The organism is Streptomyces aurantiacus (genome assembly GCF_027107535.1).
Classification (GTDB): domain Bacteria; phylum Actinomycetota; class Actinomycetes; order Streptomycetales; family Streptomycetaceae; genus Streptomyces.
On the sequence record NZ_CP114283.1, the window covers coordinates 7708301 to 7728522 of the forward strand.

Sequence of the window (20222 nt, forward strand, 5' to 3'; positions counted from 1 at the left end):
CCAGGTCCGGGCCGCGGAAGATCGGCGATCTGGGACGGCACCCTACCCGGCGGTACCCGGCCCGGACACCCTGGTGTTCCCGACGGTAAGGCGACGCCTGCGCCACAGCACCAGGGGCACCGCCCCCGCGAGCCCGAGCGCACCCGGAGCGGCGGCGCCGAGGTCCTGGTCGAAGGTGTCCGGCACGGGAAGCGTGGACCAGCGGGTGGGCGGCCAGGCGACGACGATGGCGCGGCCCACCACGTTGCCCACGGGCACGAAGCCCTTGTGCGCGTCCTGCTGGTGGTAGCGGGAGTCCAGCGAGTTCTGCCGGTGGTCGCCCATGACCCAGATTTTGCCTTCGGGCACCTTCAGCTTGAACTGGCCGCCGCCGTCGTCCACCGTGCAGGGCGTGTTCCCCGGGTACACGTAAGGCTCGTTCAGCGCCTTGCCGTTGACCCTCAGCGGGCCGGTCCCCTTGCACTCGATGGTGTCGCCGCCGACTCCGATGACGCGCTTGATGAGGTCCTTCTCCTCGGAGGAGGGCATCAGGCCGATCCAGCTGAGAGCCGTCTGGATCGCGTTCGGATTCGGCGCAGGCTCGCCCGCCAGCCATTTGTCGGGGTCGTGGAAGACGACGACCTCGCCGCGCTCGGGCTCCGAGCCGAACCACGGAGTCAGTTTGTCGACGAGGACGCGGTCGCCCTGCTGGAGGGTGTTCTGCATCGAGTCCGAGGGAATCGAGAACGCCTGCACCAGGAAAGTCTTGATCAGCAGCGCGAGAACCAGCGCGATGCCGATGAGCAGCGGCAGTTCCTTCCAGAAGGACCGCGGCTTCTTCGGCGCCGCCGCGGCGCCGTCGGTGTCCCGCTCGTCCCGGCCGGCGTCGTCACCGGAGTCATCCCCGGAGGTCACGGCGTCCTCTGCGGCCGGGGGGACCGCCTCTTCGGATCGTCCCGGTCGCCCTTCGGGGCCCTCGTGTCCGGATCGTGCGCCGACCGCCAAATCCCCCACACCCACTCCTCACTCCGTGCCGCCGCCTGCGACGGATACGACGCAGGCCCACCACTCCCATAACGAGCGGGAGTTCCGCAGGGGTCGGGAGCGGGATCAATCCGTATCGATCCGCGGTGGCCACCCTATGCGACGCGCCGAGTGCGGCGGTCGACCCGCCTGACGCGTCGGGCACGGACACATAGGTGTCGTGCTCCTCCAGGCGGCTCCAGTGCCCGATGGGCCAGGCGATGACCATGGCGCGGCCCACGACGTCCTCGGAGATGGTGCCGTTGTACTTCTCGGTGCGGTGGAAACGGGAGTCGGCGGAGTTGGACCGGTGGTCGCCCATCACCCAGAGGCGCCCCGCGGGGACCTTCACCTCGAAGACGAGCGACGACGGTTTGTCACCGGGGTTGATGTACGGCTCGTTGATCGGCATGCCGTTGACGGTGACGCGGCCCTGGGTGTCGCAGCACTTGACGGTGTCGCCGCCGACCGCGACGACCCGTTTGATCAGGTCCCGTTCGTTGTCGGAGGGCAGCAGACCGATGAAGGTCAGCGCCTCCTTGACCTGCTTGACGACGATCGGGTCGTCCGTCTTCGCCACCGGCTGCTCGTCCTCCAGCCATCCGCCGGGGTCCTTGAAGACGACGACGTCGCCGCGCTCGGGCTTCGAACCGAACCACGGGGTCAGCTTGTCGACCAGGACGCGGTCGCCGATCCGGATCGTCTGCTCCATGGAGCCCGAGGGAATCACGAAGGCCTGGACGAGGAACGTCTTGAGGACGAGTGCGATGAGCAGCGCGACACCGATCAGGAGGGGGATCTCCTTGACGGCGGAGCGCTGCCTGCGCCGCTTGACTCTCCGGGCCAGCTTGCGCCGCTCCGCCCGGCCTGGCAGTACGGGGCCGCCGGTACGCCGGGAGCCGGTGGGCAGGAGGTCCTCGGCGGCACTGCGGGCGCTGCGGGGCTTGCCGCGGTTACCCATGGACACCGTCCGCGGTCTTCGGCCCGCTCGCGCCCGGGCCGATCCGGCCCGTGGCGGCGGGCACGCGCGCGTAGACGTCGGCGCGCTCGACCCGGGTCCAGTGGCCGAGGGGCCAGGCGATCCAGTCGGCTCTGCCGATCACGTCGCCGACGGGGATCATGCCGCCGCCGGGGGAGCCCAGGTGGTCGCGGGAGTCGCTGGAGTCGCCGCGGTGGTCACCGAGGACGAAGAGGGTGCCGTCGGGTACGACGACGTCGAAGGCTGCTTCGGACGGCTCGTCCCCTTCGTGAAGGAACGTCGACTCGTCGACCGACCGGCCGTTCACCTCGATCCTCCCCTGCCTGTCGCAGCAGACCACATGGTCTCCCCCCACGCCGACGACACGTTTGATGTAGTCGGCGTCGCCGAAGTAACCGGTGCCGTCGAACACGACGACGTCACCGCGCCTCGGCTCAGCACCGAAACGGTACGCCAACTTATTTACGAGAACGCGGTCCCCGATCCTCAATCCGGGCTCCATCGAGCCGCTGGGAATCTCGAAGGGCTGGATCACGAAGCGGGTGAGGAGGAGCAGGGAGAACAGACAGAACAGCACGGTCAGACTGATCCGTCCGCCCGGAAGCCAGTCGGCGGCCCGGCCCGCCAACGCGAAACGCGACCGTCCCTCCGCCCCCTCTGTGTCCGAGATCTCCTCGGGCACGGCGGGGTGGGAGGAGCGGTCGCGCTCCGTCTGCTGTGCTTGGGCGTCCATGTGAGCCAGATGCTATCCGGCCTTCATATGGACCCGGCGCGAGCTCAGTTGTCGCGCTTCTCCTTGATCTTCGCGGCCTTGCCGCGCAGCTCACGGAGGTAGTAGAGCTTCGCGCGACGCACGTCACCGCGGGTGACGAGCTCGATCTTCTCGACGATCGGGGTGTGCACCGGGAAGGTGCGCTCGACGCCCACGGAGAACGAGACCTTGCGGACCGTGAAGGTCTCACGGACACCGGCGCCCTGGCGGCGGATGACTACGCCCTTGAACTGCTGCACACGGGAGCGGTTGCCCTCGATGACGCGGACGTGGACGTTGACGGTGTCACCCGGGCGGAAGGCCGGGACGTCGCTGCGCAGCGACGCGGAGTCGACGGAGTCGAGCAGCTGGGACATGATCGTCTGCTTTCTTCGCTGATGCCACAGGTCATCAACGGAAGTAGGTGGTGAAAGAAGGGGGCTGCCGTCGTCGGGGCGGGCGTCGTGTCCCCCTGTGGCAGGGGCGCACGCCGGACGACGTACAACAGCCGCCTATTCTTCCACGGTCTGCGGCCTGCGCCCAAATCGGCCGTCGGGGCCGGGCTGCCAGCCGAGGATGGAGAGCATCTCGCGGTCCTTCTTGTCGAAGGCCGCGGGGTCGCAGCGCTCGATGAGGTCCGGTCTGTTGGCGGTCGTGCGCCGCAGGGCCTCGTCCCGGCGCCAGCGGGCGATTTTGCCGTGGTGGCCGCTGACCAGTACGTCCGGGATCTGGCGGCCGCGCCACTGGGGCGGCTTCGTGTAGACCGGCCCTTCGAGGAGGTTCGCCATGGCGCCGGGCGCGAACGAGTCGTCCCGGTGCGACTCGGCGTTGCCGAGGACACCCGGCAGCAGCCTGGCCACGGCCTCCGTGACGACGAGGACGGCCGCCTCGCCGCCGGCCAGCACGTAGTCGCCGATGGACACCTCGAAGACGGGCATGCGGGTCGCGTACTCGTCGATGACGCGGCGGTCGATGCCCTCGTAGCGGGCGGGCGTGAAGACCAGCCACGGGCGCTCGGAGAGCTCGACGGCGAGTTCCTGGGTGAAGGGCCGGCCGCTGGGCGTGGGGACGACCAGGACAGGCCCGTGGGAGCCCGTCTCGTAGCCGTCCGCGAGGACGGAGTCCAGCGCGTCGCCCCAGGGTTCGGTCTTCATGACCATGCCGGGACCGCCGCCGTACGGTGTGTCGTCGACCGTGTTGTGCCGGTCGTGGGTCCACTCCCGCAGATCATGCACGTGCACATTCAGCTGTCCACGCGCGCGTGCCTTGCCGACGAGCGAGACGTTCAGGGGGTCCAGGTACTCGGGGAAGATCGTGAGGACGTCGAGCCGCATCAGGCGTCCGCCCCCGGGGCGCTGTCCGAGGCCGAGCCGTTTCCGGCGTCTTCGGGGAGGGCGTCGTCGGCATCCCTGGAGGAGGCGATCTCGGCCCGGTCGTCGATCAGTCCCGGCGGCGGGTCGATGACGGCCCGCTGCTCCTCCAGGTCGATCTCGACGACGATCTCCTCGACGAAGGGGATCAGCACCTCGGTCCCGTCGGCCCGCTCGACCACGAAGAGGTCCTGCGAGGGCAGGTGCGAGATCTCGGTGATCCGCCCGACCTCGGTGCCGTCCTTCAGGACGACGTCCAGGTCCATGAGCTGGTGGTCGTAGTACTCGTCCGGGTCCTCGGGCGTCGCGTCCGGGTCGACCTCGGCGATCAGCAGGGTGTTGCGCAGCGCCTCGGCGGCGTTGCGGTCGCGTACGCCCGCGAAGCGCAGCAGGAGGCGGCCGCTGTGCACCCGTCCCGTCTCGATGGTCAGGGGGCCGGCCGAAGCGGGGTCCGTGGCCAGGACGGCGCCGGGGCCGAGCCGCAGCTCCGGCTCGTCGGTACGTACCTCGACGGTGACCTCGCCCTTGATGCCATGGGCGCGGCCCACCCGCGCGACTACGAGCTGCACTTCGTTGATCTCCTGTCGTGTGCCTACTGCATTCCTGCGTAGACGACTACGGGCCGGGGACGGCCCAGTGGCCCTCCCCGGCCCGAGCCGGTGTTGCGCGTACGTCAGCGGACGTGGTCCACGTCGACGAGGTCGACGCGGACACCGCGACCGCCGATGGCACCCACGACGGTGCGCAGGGCGCGCGCCGTGCGGCCGTTGCGGCCGATCACCTTGCCGAGGTCGTCGGGGTGGACCCGGACCTCGAGGACTCGACCGCGGCGCAGGTCACGCGAGGCGACCTGCACATCGTCCGGGTTGTCGACGATGCCCTTCACGAGGTGCTCGAGAGCCTCCTCGAGCATGCTCAGGCCTCGGTCGACGCGGACTCGGCAGCAGCCTCGTCCTTCTTCTCAGCCTTCTTCTTCTGGGTGATGGCCTCACCCTTGCTCTCGTCGTCGCCGCCGAGGGCGTCGAACAACGGGCGCGTGGCCTTCGGCTCCGCGACGAGCAGCGGCGCCGGGGCCGGCAGGCCCTTGTGCTTCTGCCAGTCGCCGGTCAGCTTGAGAATGGCGAGAACGGGCTCGGTCGGCTGCGCGCCGACACCCAGCCAGTACTGCGCACGCTCGGAGTCGACCTCGATGCGCGAGGGGTTCTGTACCGGGTGGTACAGGCCGATCTCCTCGATGGCCCGGCCGTCACGGCGGGTACGGGAGTCGGCGACGACGATGCGGTAGTGAGGCGAACGGATCTTGCCCAGACGCTTCAGCTTGATCTTGACTGCCACGGAAGTGGTGTCTCCTGGTCTTGACGTGGTTGGGCACGGCGAGATTGCCGCGTGGGGTTGCGGTACCCGAGTGCCCGATGGACGCGTCAGCCGGAGGAGAGAGGGGTCCTGTGCGGCTGTCGAGTACAGCTGGCCATTCTGCCACACCCTGACAGACGCCTCGACCCGGGCTGTCTCCGGCCGGCCCGCGGCAGGGCAGGAGCCCCCGCGGGTGCTGCCGTCGAGGTGGGCCGCCGCGCGAACCGGCACCCACGAAGTGCCGCCGCGCCCTTCCGCACCGCCCCGGCGGCACGACGCCCGCCGCTGTGTCGGCTGTCCGCTCAGACCGCTGCCGCGCCGACCACCTCCGGGATACGGAAGGGCTTCCCGCACCCTCCGCACATGATCGGCGCCTGTGCGAGGACCGACGGAACGACACGGACGTTCCGTCCGCAGTCGCACACCGCCTTCACGCGCACGCCCCCTCCGGAGGAGCCGTGCCGGGCGGCCGGCCCCCGGAAGCTGCGGGCCGTGTCCGCGGCGGTCGCGACCGTGTGCGCCTTGAGGGCGCGCTGCAGTCGCTCGATGGTCGGGCGGTAGCGCCGCTTCGCCTCGGGGTTGAGCGTGACCAGCGAGAAGCCGCTGCTGGGATGCGGCTCCTCGGGGTGGTCCAGGCCCAGCTCCTCGGCGATCGCGAGAAATCTGCGGTTGTGGTACCGGCCGGCGCGGGAGGTGTCACGGACTCCTCGGGCGGCGGCGATGCCGTGGACTGCCTCGTGAAGCAGTCGCTCGAAGGAGAGTTCGTGTCCGCAGGCGGACGACGACTCCCCGATCAGGGACTCTGGCGCGGCAAGATCTGGCAGCTCGGGGTGGTGCCGCTGAATGTCGGCCCACGCCCCTGCCAGCTCTGCGGCGAGAACAGGTGGTGTCGTGCTCACGTAATGACAACGAGCCGGGGTGCCTCCGTGTTCCTATTCCGGGGCATCCCAAATAATTTGCACGTACCCGTCAGTTGCCGCTGATGCGTCCTGACGAGGGCGGGTGCGCTGATCTGCGGAGAAGCCTCACAGTTCCCACCCAGCCGGTACGTAGTACCACGTACGTCCCGGCCTGTAGGCACCGTCTGCACGCCGTGGCACCTGCGGTCATCGGGTACGCAAGAGGCGTTTCGGTCCTTCTTGCGGCGGAATGCCGGGGCTCTTTGGGCGCGGGCCACGACGGTGACGTTACCGGGTGGGTCATAGGCCACGGGCACCGCCCCGCTCTCGGCCACGGGCACCTTGCGGTCGCCGCGCGTGCGGCGAGCTCGGCATCCCTCTTCTCCGACGGTGGCCCTATTCGCCGGGGTGCACGGAACACGCGCACCGGCCGCGGCGGCCTCCTCTGCCGTCGGCGCCCCGGACGTCCGGGCCTCCCCCGCTCGCAGGACCGGGCCGGGAGCGGCGCCGGGTCCTCTTCGGGGACAGCGGGCAGGGGGCGTACGAGGGAGCCGCTCGCCACAGGTTTCTCGCGGCCGGGGATGCGGCGGGGCGGCTTCGCGGCGCCGTTCCCCAGGTCACGGGGCGGTTCCGACGCGCGGAGGGCGCACCCTCGAGTTCCCGGTCGACGGTACTGCGGCTGAACGGGATGCCGGGGCGGTCGTCGCCCCGGACACGGAGACCTCGCGGCCCTCAGCCGGCGCAGAGGTCGTGGACCTTGGCCGGAACCGTTTCGCCGCCTTCGAGGGCGGGGCCACGGCCCGCGCGGGTGCGTGGCGCGGCGGCGTCCGCAACCCACTGTCATCACCGTGCGACGCGATCAGGCCACCCGCCTCGCGAGAAGAAGCCCCCCAAGAAGCCTGCGGGACGTCTTCCCGTCGGCCCTCAGGGCCTTCGGACATGCGGTCCGCGTCGGCCGTTCCCGTCCAACAGGTGCCTTTGCCATGGCGTGTTGATGGGGGCACATGTTGCCGGTATGTGAATTTCCGGGTCGCACGCCGGTGGCACACAAACCGGGCGCCGCAACCCCTGGACGCCACGACGAGCGCGGAGTTTCCTGGCATACGGGGGAAGCGTGAGCGCACTGCACGGGGGCGAAGAAACTGGGCACAGAAGCAACTCTCGGCGATTGGGGCGCATTCGATGACACCTACGCTCGTGCGGCAGCACCTACGTCACTCGGGGACGACACCCCGGGTGGATCAGTGGGCACGCGCGCGTGACTGGGCCGAGATTCAGGAGCGGATGCTCGTACCGCTCTACGAGGCCGTCTACGAGCGACTCGAAGTGGGCGCCTCGACCCGGCTGTTGGGGCTCGGCTGCGGGTCCGGCCTGGCGCTGCTGATGGCGGCGGCGCGGGGGGCCTCGGTCGCCGGTACCCAGGCCCGCGCGCCGGAGCGGCTGGCTCTCGCGCGGGAGCGCTTACTGCCCGAGCCGCGGGGCACGCGCGGGCGCGCCGGTGCCCGGCTGACCGACGGAGGGCCCGCGGACGTCGTGGACGTGGCGACGGGGGCGTACAACCTGGTGACCGTCTTCGAGCCGATCGGGTGCGTGGCCGGCGACTCCGAAGGGCTCGCCGAGTCGCTGGCGGCCGCGACCCCGCTCGTCGCCCGGGGTGTTCCCGTGGTCCTCGTGGGCTGGGGGCCTCCGGAGCGCTGTGCCACGTCCTCGGTCCTGCGGGTCGCGACCAAACTGGCGGAACCCCTGCACGGTACGGGCGGTTGGCGTCCGGCCCTCCGTGACGACCTGGAGGAGGTCGCCCACCGGGCCGGTCTGCGTCCCGACGGGTCCGGGCGGGTCGCCTGCCCCTTCGGGTACGCGAACGTGGACAACGCGGTCCGTGGGCTGCTGTCCACCGGGCTCTTCGACGCGGCCGTCGCCGCCACGGACCAGGCTCAGGTCGACAAGGAGATGCGCGAGGCCCTGCATCCGCACAGGCGGCGGGACGGAACGGTGTGGATGCCCAACGTCTTCCGGTATCTGGTCGCGCGGACGGTCTGAGGCACAAGGGCGGGGCGGGGGTGGTTCTCGCCCCCGTCGCCCCCGACCAGCCGTCCGAACCGTCCCTGCGGGTACGCCCCGGATCTCTATGGCCCGAACGGTCTCGATCTCGTTCTCGTTCTCGTCCTCGTACGCCGGAAGCCGGGCGGGCCGAAGGACTCAGCCCGCCCGGCTTCCGTGGAACGGAACGGGGTGCGGGGACGGAACGGGGTGCGGGGACGAAAAGGTCCTAGCCCATGAACTTCTTGAACTCGTCCGGCAGTTCGAAGTCCTGGGGCTGCTGGCCGCCCGGCAGCCCGAAGGCGCCGCCGGCCTGACCCGCGGCCTCGCGACGCGCGGCGGCCTCTTCCTCCTGCTGCTTGCGCTTCATCGGGTTGCCGGAGCGCTGCTTGCCCTTGGCCTTCTTGGGCTGCTTCTTCGTCCGGCCGGGGCCACCGCCCATGCCCGGCATCCCGGGCATACCCGGCATGCCGCCACCCTGGGCCATGCGGGACATCATCTTGCGGGCTTCGAAGAACCGCTCGACCAGGCCCTTGACCGCACTGACATCGACGCCCGAACCCTTGGCGATACGGGCCCGGCGCGAGCCGTTGATGATCGTCGCGTCCTGGCGCTCGGCCGGGGTCATCGACTTGATGATGGCGGCCGTGCGGTCGACGTCGCGCTCGTCGAGGTTGTTGATCTGGTCCTTGATCTGGCCCATGCCGGGAAGCATGCCGAGCAGCTTGGAGATGGAGCCCATCTTCCTGACCTGCTCCATCTGCGCCAGGAAGTCGTCGAGCGTGAAGTCCTGGCCCTTCTTGGAGGCCAGCTTCTCGGCCATCTTCTCGGCCTCTTGCTGCGAGAAGGTCTGCTCGGCCTTCTCGATCAGCGTGAGCATGTCGCCCATGCCGAGGATGCGGGACGCCATGCGGTCCGGGTGGAACGCGTCGAAGTCGTCCAGCTTCTCGCCGTTCGACGCGAACATGACCTGGCGGCCGGTGACGTGCGCGATGGACAGCGCCGCACCACCGCGGGCGTCACCGTCGAGCTTGGAGAGGACCACGCCGTCGAAGCCGACGCCGTCGCGGAAGGCCTCGGCGGTGTTGACCGCGTCCTGACCGACCATCGCGTCGACGACGAAGAGGATCTCGTCCGGCGAGACCGCGTCACGGATGTCCGCGGCCTGCTGCATCAGTTCCTGGTCGATACCGAGGCGGCCCGCGGTGTCGACGATGACGACGTCGTGCTGCTTCTGCTTCGCGTACTCGATGGAGTCCTTGGCGACCTGGACCGGGTCACCGACGCCGTTGCCCGGCTGGGGCGCGTAGACGCCGACGCCTGCCCGCTCGGCGACGACGCTCAGCTGGTTCACCGCGTTCGGACGCTGGAGGTCGCACGCGACGAGCAGCGGGGCGTGCCCCTGGCCCTGCAGCCACTTGCCGAGCTTTCCGGCGAGCGTGGTCTTACCGGCACCCTGCAGACCCGCGAGCATGATCACGGTCGGCGGCTGCTTCGCGAACCGCAGCCGCCGGGTCTCGCCGCCGAGGATGCCGACGAGCTCCTCGTTGACGATCTTGACGACCTGCTGGGCAGGGTTCAGCGCCTGGGACACCTCGGCTCCGAGGGCCCTCTCCTTGACCTGCTTGATGAAGGCCCGCACAACCGGAAGCGCGACGTCCGCTTCCAGCAGGGCGATACGGATCTCGCGCGCGGTGGCGTCGATGTCCGCCTCGGACAGGCGCCCCTTGCCGCGAAGGTTCTTGAATGTCGCTGCGAGGCGATCGGAGAGAGTGTCGAACACGGCGGTCGCGAATCCTCAAGTCGGGGGCGGGGGGGCAGGTCCGCCCTCCAGGGTATCTGCCCGCGCCAGGAAGGGTCTCCACCCCGTCACGAGGTTCCGGGTCCGCACCCTTCAGGGGCGTGGGGAAGTGTGCGGCCGGCCACGGACGGCCGGAGGCACCGCGACAGCGATCGGGCGTCGGCGCGAGCGCTCACTCCCGCAACATGTCCTCCAGCGTCCGGGCCACCGAGGCCGCCTGCTCCCCCGGCAACGGGGCACCTTCGGGCCCCGTCACGTAGAACGCGTCCACCGCGTTCGCGCCCAGCGTGGAGACGTGCGCGCTGCGCACCCGGACGTGCGCGTTCTCCAGCGCGCGGCCGATGCGGTGCAGCAGCCCGGGGGCGTCGTGGGCACGAACCTCGATGACGGTGGCGAGCCGCGATGCGCTGGAGGCCACGCTCACCCGGGCCGGCGGCGCCACGATGCCCCGCCGGCGCGGGTAGGCGGCGTCGCGCTCGGCGAGGCGTCCGGAGATGTCGAGGGAGCCGTCGAGGACGCGTACGAGATCGGCGCGCAGGCGGGTGGCCTGGGGCAGCGAGCCGTACTCGGCGGCGACCCGCCAGTCGAGCAGCAGGACGGAGCCGGGGACGCCGTCGGGCAGGTCCAGCGCCCGCAGTTCCGCCGTCCGCACGGTGAGCCGGTGCATGGCGAGGACACCCGCCACCGCGGGCAGGACGCCTTCCTGGTCCGGCACCGCGACGAGCAGTTCCACACCGAGGGGTTCCGGGTCCCCGGAGGGCTCCTCGGTGGGCGGTTCGGTCTGGGCGCGCAGCGCGAGCACGGGACCGCCGGTGCGGAACGCCTCGATGGCGAGCCGCTCCTGTTCGGCGGTGGGCGCCGCGGCCTCGGGCTCCTCGGGGTCGTCCCCGGCGAGCGCGGCGGAGACCCGCTTCACCAGGTCGGCGACGAGGGAGCCGCGCCACGAGGACCAGGCGGCGGGCCCCGTGGCCAGCGCGTCCGCCTCGGTCAGCGCGTGCAGCAGCTCCAGGGTGCCCTGCGAGCCGACCGCCTCCGCGACCGAGGTCACGGTCGCCGGGTCCTCCAGGTCGCGCCTGGTCGCGGTCTCGACGAGCAGCAGGTGATGGCGTACGAGCGTGGCGAGGGTCGCCACGTCCGCGCGGTCGAAGCCGATCCGGGCCGCCACGTCACGCGCGATGATCTCGCCGGCCACCGAGTGGTCGCCGGGCCATCCCTTGCCGATGTCGTGCAGCAGGGCGGAGACCAGCAGGAGGTCGGGGCGGTGGACGCGGCGGGTGAACTCGGCGGCGCGGACCGCCGTCTCGATCAGGTGGCGGTCGACGGTCCAGATGTGCACGGCGTTGCGCTGCGGCCTGCAGCGGACGCGCTCCCAGTCGGGCAGCAGCCGGGTGATCAGCCCTTCCGCCTCCAGTGCCTCCCAGACCTCGATGGTCGAGGGCCCCGAGCCGAGCAGCGTGACGAGCTGCTCGCGGGCCTCGGCGGGCCACGGCGTGGGCAGCGGACGGGTCGCGGCGGCCATCCGGCGGACCGCGTGCAGTGAGAGCGGCAGACCCGCCTGGGCGGCCGCGGCGGCGGCGCGCAGCGGCAGCACGGGATCGCGCTCGGGCCTGGCGGCGCGGGCGAGGACGACCTCGCCGTCCTGCTCGACCACGCCCTCCGCCAGCGGGGAACGCTCGGGTGCCGGTTTGCCGCCGCCCAGCATGGCGCGCAGACGCGGACGGACGGCGCGCGACCGCAGCACGCGCCCCACCTCGCGCCACGTGACATCACTGGCGTACGAGACGACGCGGGCGGCCTCGTACACCTGGCGGAGCAGGGTGTCGGCGTCCAGCAGGCCGAGGTCGGCGGCGACCTGGTCCTGCTCCTGGAGGGAGAGGCGGTCGGTGGCGCGGCCGGTGGCCAGGTGCAGGGCGTCACGGACGTCGAGAAGGCGCTTGCGGGCGTCGGAAAGGCCCTCGCGAGGTGCGTCGGCGAGCCAGGAGGCGGCGACGGCGCGCAGCGCGGTGGCGTCGCGCAGGCCGCCGCGGGCCTCCTTGAGGTCGGGTTCGAGGAGGTACTGCAACTCGCCCTGCCGCTCGGCGCGTTCGGCGCACAGCTCCTGGAGCTCGGGGAGACGTTTCGGCGCCTGGTTGCGCCAGTCGGCCAGGACGGCGGTACGCAGTCCGGCGGTCAGACCGAGATCGCCCGCGATGTGCCGGGCGTCCAGCAGCCCGAGCTGCACCTTGAGGTCCTCGCCGGCCGTCTTGCGTGCCTCCGCCGGAGTACGGACGGAGTGGTCGAGGGCGAGGCCGAGGTCCCAGACCGGGTACCAGATGCGGTCGGCGAGGGCGGCCACCGTGCCGGAATCGGCGCTGCCGTCGTGCAGGAGCACCAGGTCGAGGTCGCTGCGCGGGGAGAGCTCGCCGCGGCCGTAGCCTCCGACGGCGACGAGTGAGATGCCGCGAGCCTGGTCGGCGCCCGCGTCGAAGAGACCGGAGAGCCAGTCGTCGGTCAGTTCGGCGAGGGCCGCACGGCGCGGCGGCCCGGACCGCGCCCCCTCCTGGAGGAGACGCAGCCGGGCCGCCGCATAGCCGCTGGGTCCCGAGTCCTCTGCTTCCGTACGCATGTCCGTACTCGTCACCCAGTGGCTCCTGTTCGTCTGCTGACTAGAGCGCGTCGGGTCCGCGCTCGCCGGTCCGGACCCGGACCGCCGTCTCGACCGGGACGGACCAGACCTTGCCGTCTCCGATCTTGCCGGTACGGGCCGCCTTCACGATCACGTCGAGCACCTGCTCGGCGTCGTCGTCCTCGGTCAGTACCTCGATACGGATCTTGGGAACGAGGTCGACGGTGTACTCGGCACCACGGTAGACCTCGGTGTGACCCCGCTGACGACCGTAGCCGCTCGCCTCGGTGACCGTCAGGCCGTGCACGCCGAAGGCCTGGAGGGCCTCCTTGATCTCGTCGAGCCGGTGGGGCTTGACGACGGCGGTGATGAGCTTCATGCGTCCACCTTCTTGCTCGCGGTACCGGCGACCGGGGCCGGGACTGCGGTCCGGGCGGCACCGCCGCCGGCGCCGCTGAAGTCGTATGCGGTCTCGGCGTGCTCGGCCTGGTCGATGCCGGCGATCTCGTCGTCCTCGGAGACGCGCATTCCGATCGTCTTGTCGATCAGGAAGGCGAGCACCGCGGAGGCCACGAGGGAGTAGGCGAGGACCGCGAAGACACCGGCGCACTGCTTCCAGAACTGGTCGAGGCCGCCGCCGTAGAAGAGGCCCGCGACGTCGGACTGGCCGCCGCCGGTGGCGAAGAAGCCGATCAGCAGGGAGCCGGCGACACCGCCGACGAGGTGGACGCCGACGACGTCGAGGGAGTCGTCGAAGCCGAACTTGTACTTCAGGCCCACGGCCATGGCGCAGAGGATGCCCGCGATGGCTCCGACGGCGATGGCGCCGAGCGGGGAGACCGCGCCGCCCGCCGGGGTGATCGCGACCAGACCGGCGACCGCGCCGGAGGCGGCGCCCAGCGTGGTGAACGCGCCGTGGCGGATCTTCTCGTAGGCGAGCCAGGCCAGCATGGCCGCGGCGGTGGCGACCTGCGTGTTGACGAACATCAGCGCGCCGACGCCGTCGTCGTTGCCGAGCCAGGAGCCGGCGTTGAAGCCGAACCAGCCGAACCACAGGAGACCGGCGCCGAGCATGACCAGCGGCAGGCTGTGCGGGCGCATCGGGTCCTTCTTGAAGCCGACGCGCTTGCCGATCACGAGGATCACACCGAGTGCCGCGGCACCCGCGTTGATGTGGACGGCCGTACCACCGGCGAAGTCGATGACGCCGAGCTCGAAGGCCCAGCCGCCGGTGCCCCACACCCAGTGCGCGACCGGGAAGTAGACGACCGTGGCCCACAGCGCGACGAACAGCGACCAGGCCGTGAACTTCACGCGGTCCGCGAGCGCGCCGCTGATCAGGGCGGGCGTGATGATCGCGAACATCAGCTGGAAGACGGCGAAGACGTAGATCGGGATGGTGTACCCGTCCCAGAGCTGCGTGATGCCGATTCCGCTGAGGCCCACGTAGTCCGAGGACCAGCCGATGACGCTGCCCGAGTCGGTGCCGAAGGCGAGCGAGAAGCCGTAGAGCACCCACAGGATCGTGACGATCCCCATGCTGATGAAGCTCATCATCAACATGTTCAAGGTGCTCTTGACCCGGACCATGCCTCCGTAGAAGAAGGCGAGACCGGGCGTCATGATCAGCACCAGGGCGGAACAGATGAGCATGAACCCGGTGTTGGCGGCAGACAGCGTGGGAGCGTCTGCGGCGATCGTGATGGCTGGTGCCATCGGCGTCTCCTCGTCTTTGGTACGGCCCCGTGCGGGCGAAGCCATGAGCGGGTCATGAGGGGTGGGCCGGTTATGCGCCAGAGATTGGCGCAGCGCGGTTTCGACCGGCGCCCCTGAATGTTTCGCCCGGGTGACGAAGAGGACTTGCGTGTTACGCCTCGATGAACCGCCGGAAAGCAGCGATCTCGATCGTTATCGTGACGCAACCTTTGACATGTGCGACCGCAACCACCGCTCGAGAATCCCCTGCGGCGATCGGCCGCCTCCACGAGAGCGGCGCCGGATCAGGCGCAAAGAGGTGACCGACCACGGCCGTCCGTCCGATGACCTGGCATGGGGGAGCCGAGTCGGGCGGTAAGGACGGCGGCCGCGGCCGGCGTACTGGGGTCAGACCGCCTCGGCGGTCTCGGGCAGGTCGACGGCGAGCTGCTCGGTCAGGTCCACGACGACGGCGAGGTCACCGAAGTCGCGTACGGCCGTGTCGACGGTTTTTCGGATACGAGTGTTGACCCGCTCGGAGCGCACCTTCTTGGCGACCCTGAGGGCCTCGCGCACCAGGACGGTGCTCTGCTCGGGCTCCCGCCGGAGCAGGTGCACCGTGCCCATCCCGACGAGGTTGAGCGCGTACGAACGCTGGTGCTCGGTGTCCTTCTCGAAGAGGTCGACGGCCTTCTGCATGACGGGCTCGGCCAGCGAGGCGTAGGTGGGGCTACGGCCCGCGACGTAGGCGAGGTCACGGTAGGAGTGGGAGTTCTCGCCGTGCAGCTCGGCCTCGGAGAAGAAGCGGATCCAGTCGGGCTCGGGCTCGTCGAACTCGACCGCGTCGCCGAAGGTGTCCTCGGCCATCCGGACGGCCCGCTTGCACTTTCCGGGCTGTCCCATGTTGGCGTAGGCGCGGGCCTCCATCGCATACAGCATGGACTGGGTGCGCGGGCTCGCGCAGTCACGGCTTCCGTACTGGGCGAGGTGGATCAGTTCCAGCGCGTCGTCGGGCCGGCCCAGGTGGATCATCTGGCGGCTCATGCTGGACAGGATGTACGAGCCCAGCGGCCGGTCGGCGGCTTCCTTGGCGGCGTGCAGGGCGAGGACGAAGTACTTCTGCGCGGTGGGCTGGAGCCCCACGTCGTAGCTCATCCAGCCCGCGAGCTCGGCCAGCTCGGCGGCGACCTTGAACAGCCGCCTGGTGGTGGACTCGGGCTGGGGCTCCTGGAGGAGGTCGGTCACCTCGTGCAGCTGACCGACGACCGCCTTGCGGCGCAGGCCGCCGCCGCACTGGGCGTCCCACTGGCGGAACATGACGGTGGTGGACTCCAGGAGGTCCAGCTCGGGCTGGGAGAGCCGGCCGGGGCGGCGCGAGGCGGCGGCGGAAACGGGCTCCTCGCGCGGGGAGGCGGGGCTGGGCACCAGCCAGCGCTGCATGGGCTCGATGAGCGTGGGTCCCGCGGCGAGGGCCAGGGACGTGCCGAGGAAGCCGCGCCGCGCCAGCATCAGGTCGCTGCGCGAGAACTCACTGATGAGGGCGACCGTCTGCGGGCCGGTCCAGGGCAGGTCGACGCCGGAGACCGACGGTGACTGGTGGGCGGCGCGCAGGCCCAGGTCCTCGACGGCGACGACACAGCCGAAGCGCTCGGAGAACAGCTCGGAGAGGATGCGCGGGATCGGCTCGCGGGGGTTCTCGCCGTCGAGCCAGCGGCGGACACGGGACGTGTCCGTCGAGATGTGGTTGGCTCCCAACTGGCGTGCCCTGCGGTTCACTTGGCGCGCCAGCTCACCCTTGGACCAGCCGCTGCGCACGAACCAGGAGCCCAACAGCTCATTGGGGCGCTTGTCCGTGCCAGATGCGGTCGTCCCGCTTCCGCCGTTGTCGCCCACCGGAACGCCCCCATCCCTGAACCCACTTGTGCGCTGTGTGCGCCAAGCCCTACCAGAATGCCGGTACACAGGGCCGTCCGTCCGGCCGTTCTCACCCATCGAACGGGAAGCCGGGTTGCCTCCGGCATACCCACTGGTGCATGCGTCCCCAGGACTCGTGCACTCACAGTAATCCCACGATCACCCCTCCAGCCATGGCGATCCCGGAAACGCCACCATTCGCCACCCCTTCGAATGAACTCGCGTCCGCTCGTACGCGATTCACTTGACACATGACGGCCGGGAGTGGGCGGAGTGACGCACATCGGGGCGCGCGAAGCCGGGCGCACCACCCGCGGCACTACCGGGCGCCGCATGGACTGCGCACCCAGGGGAACTGAGAGTTACGTTCCGATTCCGTCACGTAACCACCGGTGCGCCGGACCCGTTGGAGGGGGCATGGGCTTCACGATCGGCGGCATCCGCGAAATCCGGTCCGGCTCGCGTCGCCGCGGCCGTACGTCAGAGTGCACCACCGTGGCCGAGTACACCGGCCTGTGGGGCTGGGACGTGGTGCCCGGCGCCCGGACGGCCGCGGGAGTCTGCTCGTGCGGCCGGACGGGCTGCCGCGAACGCGGCGCGCATCCCCTGGACTTCGCACCGGTCGTCCCCGCCGGCGCCACGCTGGACGAGGTCTCGGAGAGCTGGGGCGAGTTCCCCGGCGCCGCGGTGATGCTTCCCGTGGGCCGCGCCTTCGACGTCATCGAGGTGGCCGAGTCCGCGGGCCGCCGGGCCCTGGTCCGGCTCGAGCGCATGGGCCTCCCGCTGGGTCCCGTGGCGGTCACCCCCCAGGGCCGCGCCCACTTCTTCGTCACGCCGGGCGCGGCGGCCGAACTGCCCGAGCTGCTCTACCGCATGGGCTGGGACGACGCGTCGCTCGACCTGCACGGCCTGGGGTCCGGTACGCACATCACGGCCCCGCCCTCCGACCGCGGCGGACTCGGCCCGGTCCGCTGGCTCCGCTCCCCCGCCCTCGACTCGGCCACGAAGCCGCCGGCCGCACGGCTGCTGCTCGGGACGCTGGCCTACGTGGCGCACCGCTCACGCGCCTAGCGCCACCCGCACGGAAGGGCCCCGCCGCATCTGCACCATGCGGTGGGGCCCTTCCTCGTGCGCGTACCTCTCGTACGCGATGTCACTCGCCGATAAGGGCATCCACGAACGCTTCCGGCTCGAAGGGGGCCAGGTCGTCCGCGCCCTCACCCAGGCCGACGAGCTTGACGGGGACGCCCAGTTCGCGCTGGACGGCGATGACGATGCCGCCCTTGGCCGTGCCGTCCAGCTTGGTCAGGACGATGCCGGTGATGTCGACGACCTCGGCGAAGACACGCGCCTGGACCAGGCCGTTCTGGCCGGTGGTGGCGTCCAGGACGAGCAGCACTTCGTCGAGCGGGGCGTGCTTCTCGACGACGCGCTTGACCTTGCCGAGCTCGTCCATGAGGCCGGTCTTGGTGTGCAGCCGGCCCGCCGTGTCGATGAGGACGACGTCGGCACCCTCCTGGATGCCCTCCTTGACGGCGTCGAAGGCGATGGACGCGGGGTCGCCGCCCTCCGGACCACGTACGGTACGGGCGCCGACGCGCTCGCCCCAGGTCTGCAGCTGGTCGGCGGCGGCGGCACGGAAGGTGTCGGCCGCGCCTAGCAGCACGTGCTTGCCGTCGGCGACGAGGACGCGCGCGAGCTTGCCGGTGGTGGTGGTCTTGCCGGTGCCGTTGACCCCGACGACCATCACGATGCCGGGGGTGTCCAGACCGGACTCGGTGTGCACGGTGCGGTCGAATTCGGGCACCAGCAGCGCGAGCAGCTCCTCACGCAGCAGGGTGCGCAGTTCCTCGGGCGTCCGTGTGCCGAGCACCCTCACCCGCTCGCGCAGCCGCTCGACCAGCTCCTGGGTGGGCTGCACGCCGACGTCGGCAGTGAGCAGCGTGTCCTCGACCTCCTCCCAGGTGTCCTCGTCGAGGTGCTCGCGCGCGAGGAGCGTGAGGAGCCCCTTGCCGAGCGCGTTCTGTGAGCGGGAGAGGCGGGCGCGCAGGCGCACCAGACGGCCCGCGGTCGGCTCCGGGACCTCGACCGGGGGCGCTTCGACGACCGGTGCGGTCGCCGAGGCGTCCGGAAGATCCACCTCCTCTATCGTGCGGCGCGGTTCGTCGCGCGGCGTCTCGGCCTCGTCGCCGACGTGCGGCTCGGCCGGCGGGGCGGTGATGTCGGGGGCGGCGGGGGGCGGCGGGGGCAGCTGCTTGCGCCTGCGGCTGCCGACGACGAGCCCGCCGAGCGCGCCGATCACGACCACGGCGATGACTACAGCAAGGATGACGATTTCCATAACAGCTCCAGTATGGCGTGACCTCCCGCCGGGCCGTCCGTCACGGCCGGTGGGGCCGCGTGCCCCTCGGGGGCACGGTCACGGCGCGCCCAGTATCGAATGCGTCAGGGTACGCACAGCGTCCCCGCGGCGTGTCATGGACCACGCCGACCGACAGGCCGTGGCGCGGTGTGCGTGGCGTGGCCCATGACACGCCCCCGTCGCCGGCGAGCCGCCGCTCACGACGGGCACGATCCCGACCGTGCCGCCCCGGCCCGCCGGGATGCCACGGCTCGGCCCCCACGGAACCGCCGGCACCCGCCGGAAGGTCCGGGGCGACCGGCGGTCCGGGGCCATGACCGCTCCGGGACTATGGCCGTCTGACGATCCGTCAGCTACCGTCCCCCTGCACCGGATCCACCGGCACCCCGCCCGCTCGGCGAAGGGGGACTTTCCCATGCCCGTAACGGTCGTACGTTTCAACCTCGTCGAACCCGGCGCCACACCCGCCTCGCTCAGCGACCGCTACAAGGCCGCGCTGGAGATGGCCGCCTACGCCGACGACCGCGGTATGACCACCGTGCAGACCGAGGAGCACCACGGCGCGGCCAACAACTGGCTGCCGTCACCGTTCACCTTCGCGGGCGCGGTCTTCGGCGCGACCCGCAGGATCGCGGTCACCGTCTCGGCGATCATCGGCCCGCTGCACGATCCGCTGCGCCTGGCCGAGGACATCGCCGTACTCGACCTCCTCAGCGGCGGCCGGCTCGTCACGGTGGCGGGCATCGGCTACCGGCCCGAGGAGTACGAGCTCTTCGACGTGGAGTGGAAGCGGCGCGGCCGCCTTCAGGACGAGCTTCTGGAGACACTGCTGAAGGCGTGGTCCGGCGAGGAGTTCGAGTACCGCGGCCGTACGGTGCGGGTCACTCCGCGCCCCTTCTCGGATCCGCACCCCCTGCTGCTGGTGGGCGGTTCCTCGAAGGCGGCGGCCCGGCGCGCCGCCCGGCTCGGGCTGCCGTTCTTCCCGAGCGCGCACCTGCCGGAACTCGAGGCGTACTACAAGGAGCGGCTCGTCGAGTACGGCACGCAGGGCTGGACCATGATGCCCCCGGCGGTGACTCCGCTCCTGCACCTCGCCGAGGACCCGGACCGTGCCTGGGCCGAGCACGGTGAGCACTTCCTGCACGAGGCGCGGACGTACGCCTCGTGGCAGTCCTCCGACATCCGCTCGGCGGTGAGGTCGGCGGCCACGACGGTCGACGAGCTGCGCGCCGAGGGCGTCTACCGGATCGTGACGCCGGACGAGTGCCTGAAGCAGGGCCTCGACAACTACGTACTGCATCCGCTGTCCGGTGGGATGCCCGTCGACGAGGGGTGGCGGAGCATGCATCTGTTCTGCGAGAACGTGCTGCCCCGGCTCAAGGACCGGTAGGCCTTCGAACCGGGGCGGCACGCCCTCCTACGAGTACGGGGAGAAGGACAGCGGGGACTTG

18 protein-coding genes are annotated in these 20222 nt (G+C 70.9%); 3 read left to right on the top strand and 15 right to left on the bottom strand.

What is annotated here, in order from left to right; all coding sequences use genetic code 11:
• Positions 1–42 precede the first annotated feature (42 nt).
• The 9 genes from lepB (O1Q96_RS35990) to O1Q96_RS36030 all read right to left on the bottom strand — a co-directional run bounded on the left by lepB (O1Q96_RS35990) (position 43) and on the right by O1Q96_RS36030 (position 6354).
• Positions 43–993 carry a signal peptidase I gene (lepB, locus tag O1Q96_RS35990; RefSeq protein WP_269252127.1) on the bottom strand — a complete coding sequence of 317 codons (951 nt, stop codon included), beginning with the start codon at positions 991–993 and terminating at the stop codon, positions 43–45.
• Positions 878–1963 (bottom strand): signal peptidase I, encoded by a 1086-nt coding sequence (lepB, locus tag O1Q96_RS35995; RefSeq protein ID WP_269252128.1) that lies wholly within the window; start codon positions 1961–1963, stop codon positions 878–880. The genes lepB (O1Q96_RS35990) and lepB (O1Q96_RS35995) overlap by 116 nt, the downstream gene beginning before the upstream one ends.
• The gene (lepB, locus tag O1Q96_RS36000; protein WP_269252129.1) at positions 1956–2714 is read right to left on the bottom strand and encodes a signal peptidase I; all 759 of its coding nucleotides are present in this window, start codon (positions 2712–2714) and stop codon (positions 1956–1958) included. The genes lepB (O1Q96_RS35995) and lepB (O1Q96_RS36000) overlap by 8 nt, the downstream gene beginning before the upstream one ends.
• A gap of 44 nt (positions 2715–2758) precedes the next feature.
• On the bottom strand, positions 2759–3109 hold the full coding sequence (gene rplS / locus O1Q96_RS36005; protein WP_217457956.1) for a 50S ribosomal protein L19: 351 nt from the start codon (positions 3107–3109) through the stop codon (positions 2759–2761).
• Between the two features lie 135 nt (positions 3110–3244).
• Entirely contained in the window at positions 3245–4066 is an 822-nt protein-coding gene (gene trmD, locus O1Q96_RS36010) for a tRNA (guanosine(37)-N1)-methyltransferase TrmD (RefSeq protein WP_269252130.1), read from the bottom strand.
• A complete protein-coding gene (gene rimM / locus O1Q96_RS36015) occupies positions 4066–4671 on the bottom strand; it encodes a ribosome maturation factor RimM (RefSeq protein WP_269252131.1) in 606 nt (201 codons plus the stop codon). Before rimM ends, trmD begins: the two co-directional genes overlap by 1 nt.
• 104 nt (positions 4672–4775) lie before the next feature.
• Positions 4776–5015: an RNA-binding protein gene (locus O1Q96_RS36020; protein ID WP_005479813.1), complete on the bottom strand. Its 240-nt coding sequence runs from the start codon at positions 5013–5015 to the stop codon at positions 4776–4778.
• A 2-nt stretch (positions 5016–5017) separates the two neighbouring features.
• Positions 5018–5437: a 30S ribosomal protein S16 gene (gene rpsP, locus O1Q96_RS36025; protein ID WP_269252132.1), complete on the bottom strand. Its 420-nt coding sequence runs from the start codon at positions 5435–5437 to the stop codon at positions 5018–5020.
• A 320-nt stretch (positions 5438–5757) separates the two neighbouring features.
• Complete coding sequence (locus O1Q96_RS36030; RefSeq protein ID WP_217457952.1) at positions 5758–6354, bottom strand: hypothetical protein; 597 nt, start codon at positions 6352–6354, stop codon at positions 5758–5760.
• A gap of 1182 nt (positions 6355–7536) precedes the next feature.
• Here O1Q96_RS36030 and O1Q96_RS36035 point away from each other — a divergent pair.
• A complete protein-coding gene (locus O1Q96_RS36035) occupies positions 7537–8394 on the top strand; it encodes an MDR/zinc-dependent alcohol dehydrogenase-like family protein (RefSeq protein ID WP_269252133.1) in 858 nt (285 codons plus the stop codon).
• A gap of 229 nt (positions 8395–8623) precedes the next feature.
• Here the strand turns inward: O1Q96_RS36035 and ffh are convergent, their stop codons facing one another.
• The 5 genes from ffh to nsdA form a co-directional block, all read right to left on the bottom strand.
• Complete coding sequence (gene ffh / locus O1Q96_RS36040; RefSeq protein ID WP_217457950.1) at positions 8624–10177, bottom strand: signal recognition particle protein; 1554 nt, start codon at positions 10175–10177, stop codon at positions 8624–8626.
• A 190-nt stretch (positions 10178–10367) separates the two neighbouring features.
• Positions 10368–12815 (bottom strand): [protein-PII] uridylyltransferase, encoded by a 2448-nt coding sequence (locus tag O1Q96_RS36045; protein WP_269252134.1) that lies wholly within the window; start codon positions 12813–12815, stop codon positions 10368–10370.
• Between the two features lie 25 nt (positions 12816–12840).
• Positions 12841–13179: a P-II family nitrogen regulator gene (locus tag O1Q96_RS36050; RefSeq protein ID WP_269252135.1), complete on the bottom strand. Its 339-nt coding sequence runs from the start codon at positions 13177–13179 to the stop codon at positions 12841–12843.
• Positions 13176–14516, bottom strand: coding sequence for an ammonium transporter (locus O1Q96_RS36055; protein ID WP_269252136.1), 1341 nt, complete (start codon positions 14514–14516; stop codon positions 13176–13178). Before O1Q96_RS36055 ends, O1Q96_RS36050 begins: the two co-directional genes overlap by 4 nt.
• A gap of 387 nt (positions 14517–14903) precedes the next feature.
• Positions 14904–16388 carry a transcriptional repressor NsdA gene (nsdA, locus tag O1Q96_RS36060; protein WP_269252137.1) on the bottom strand — a complete coding sequence of 495 codons (1485 nt, stop codon included), beginning with the start codon at positions 16386–16388 and terminating at the stop codon, positions 14904–14906.
• A 438-nt stretch (positions 16389–16826) separates the two neighbouring features.
• On the opposite strand from nsdA, the gene O1Q96_RS36065 reads away from it, so the two are divergent.
• Complete coding sequence (locus tag O1Q96_RS36065) at positions 16827–17480, top strand: bifunctional DNA primase/polymerase (protein ID WP_269252138.1); 654 nt, start codon at positions 16827–16829, stop codon at positions 17478–17480.
• Positions 17481–17562: 82 nt separating this feature from the next.
• On the opposite strand, the gene ftsY is transcribed toward O1Q96_RS36065, so the two are convergent.
• Entirely contained in the window at positions 17563–18750 is a 1188-nt protein-coding gene (gene ftsY / locus O1Q96_RS36070) for a signal recognition particle-docking protein FtsY (protein ID WP_269252139.1), read from the bottom strand.
• 436 nt (positions 18751–19186) lie between these two features.
• On the opposite strand from ftsY, the gene O1Q96_RS36075 reads away from it, so the two are divergent.
• Complete coding sequence (locus O1Q96_RS36075) at positions 19187–20161, top strand: LLM class flavin-dependent oxidoreductase (RefSeq protein ID WP_217457943.1); 975 nt, start codon at positions 19187–19189, stop codon at positions 20159–20161.
• Positions 20162–20222: the final 61 nt, after the last annotated feature.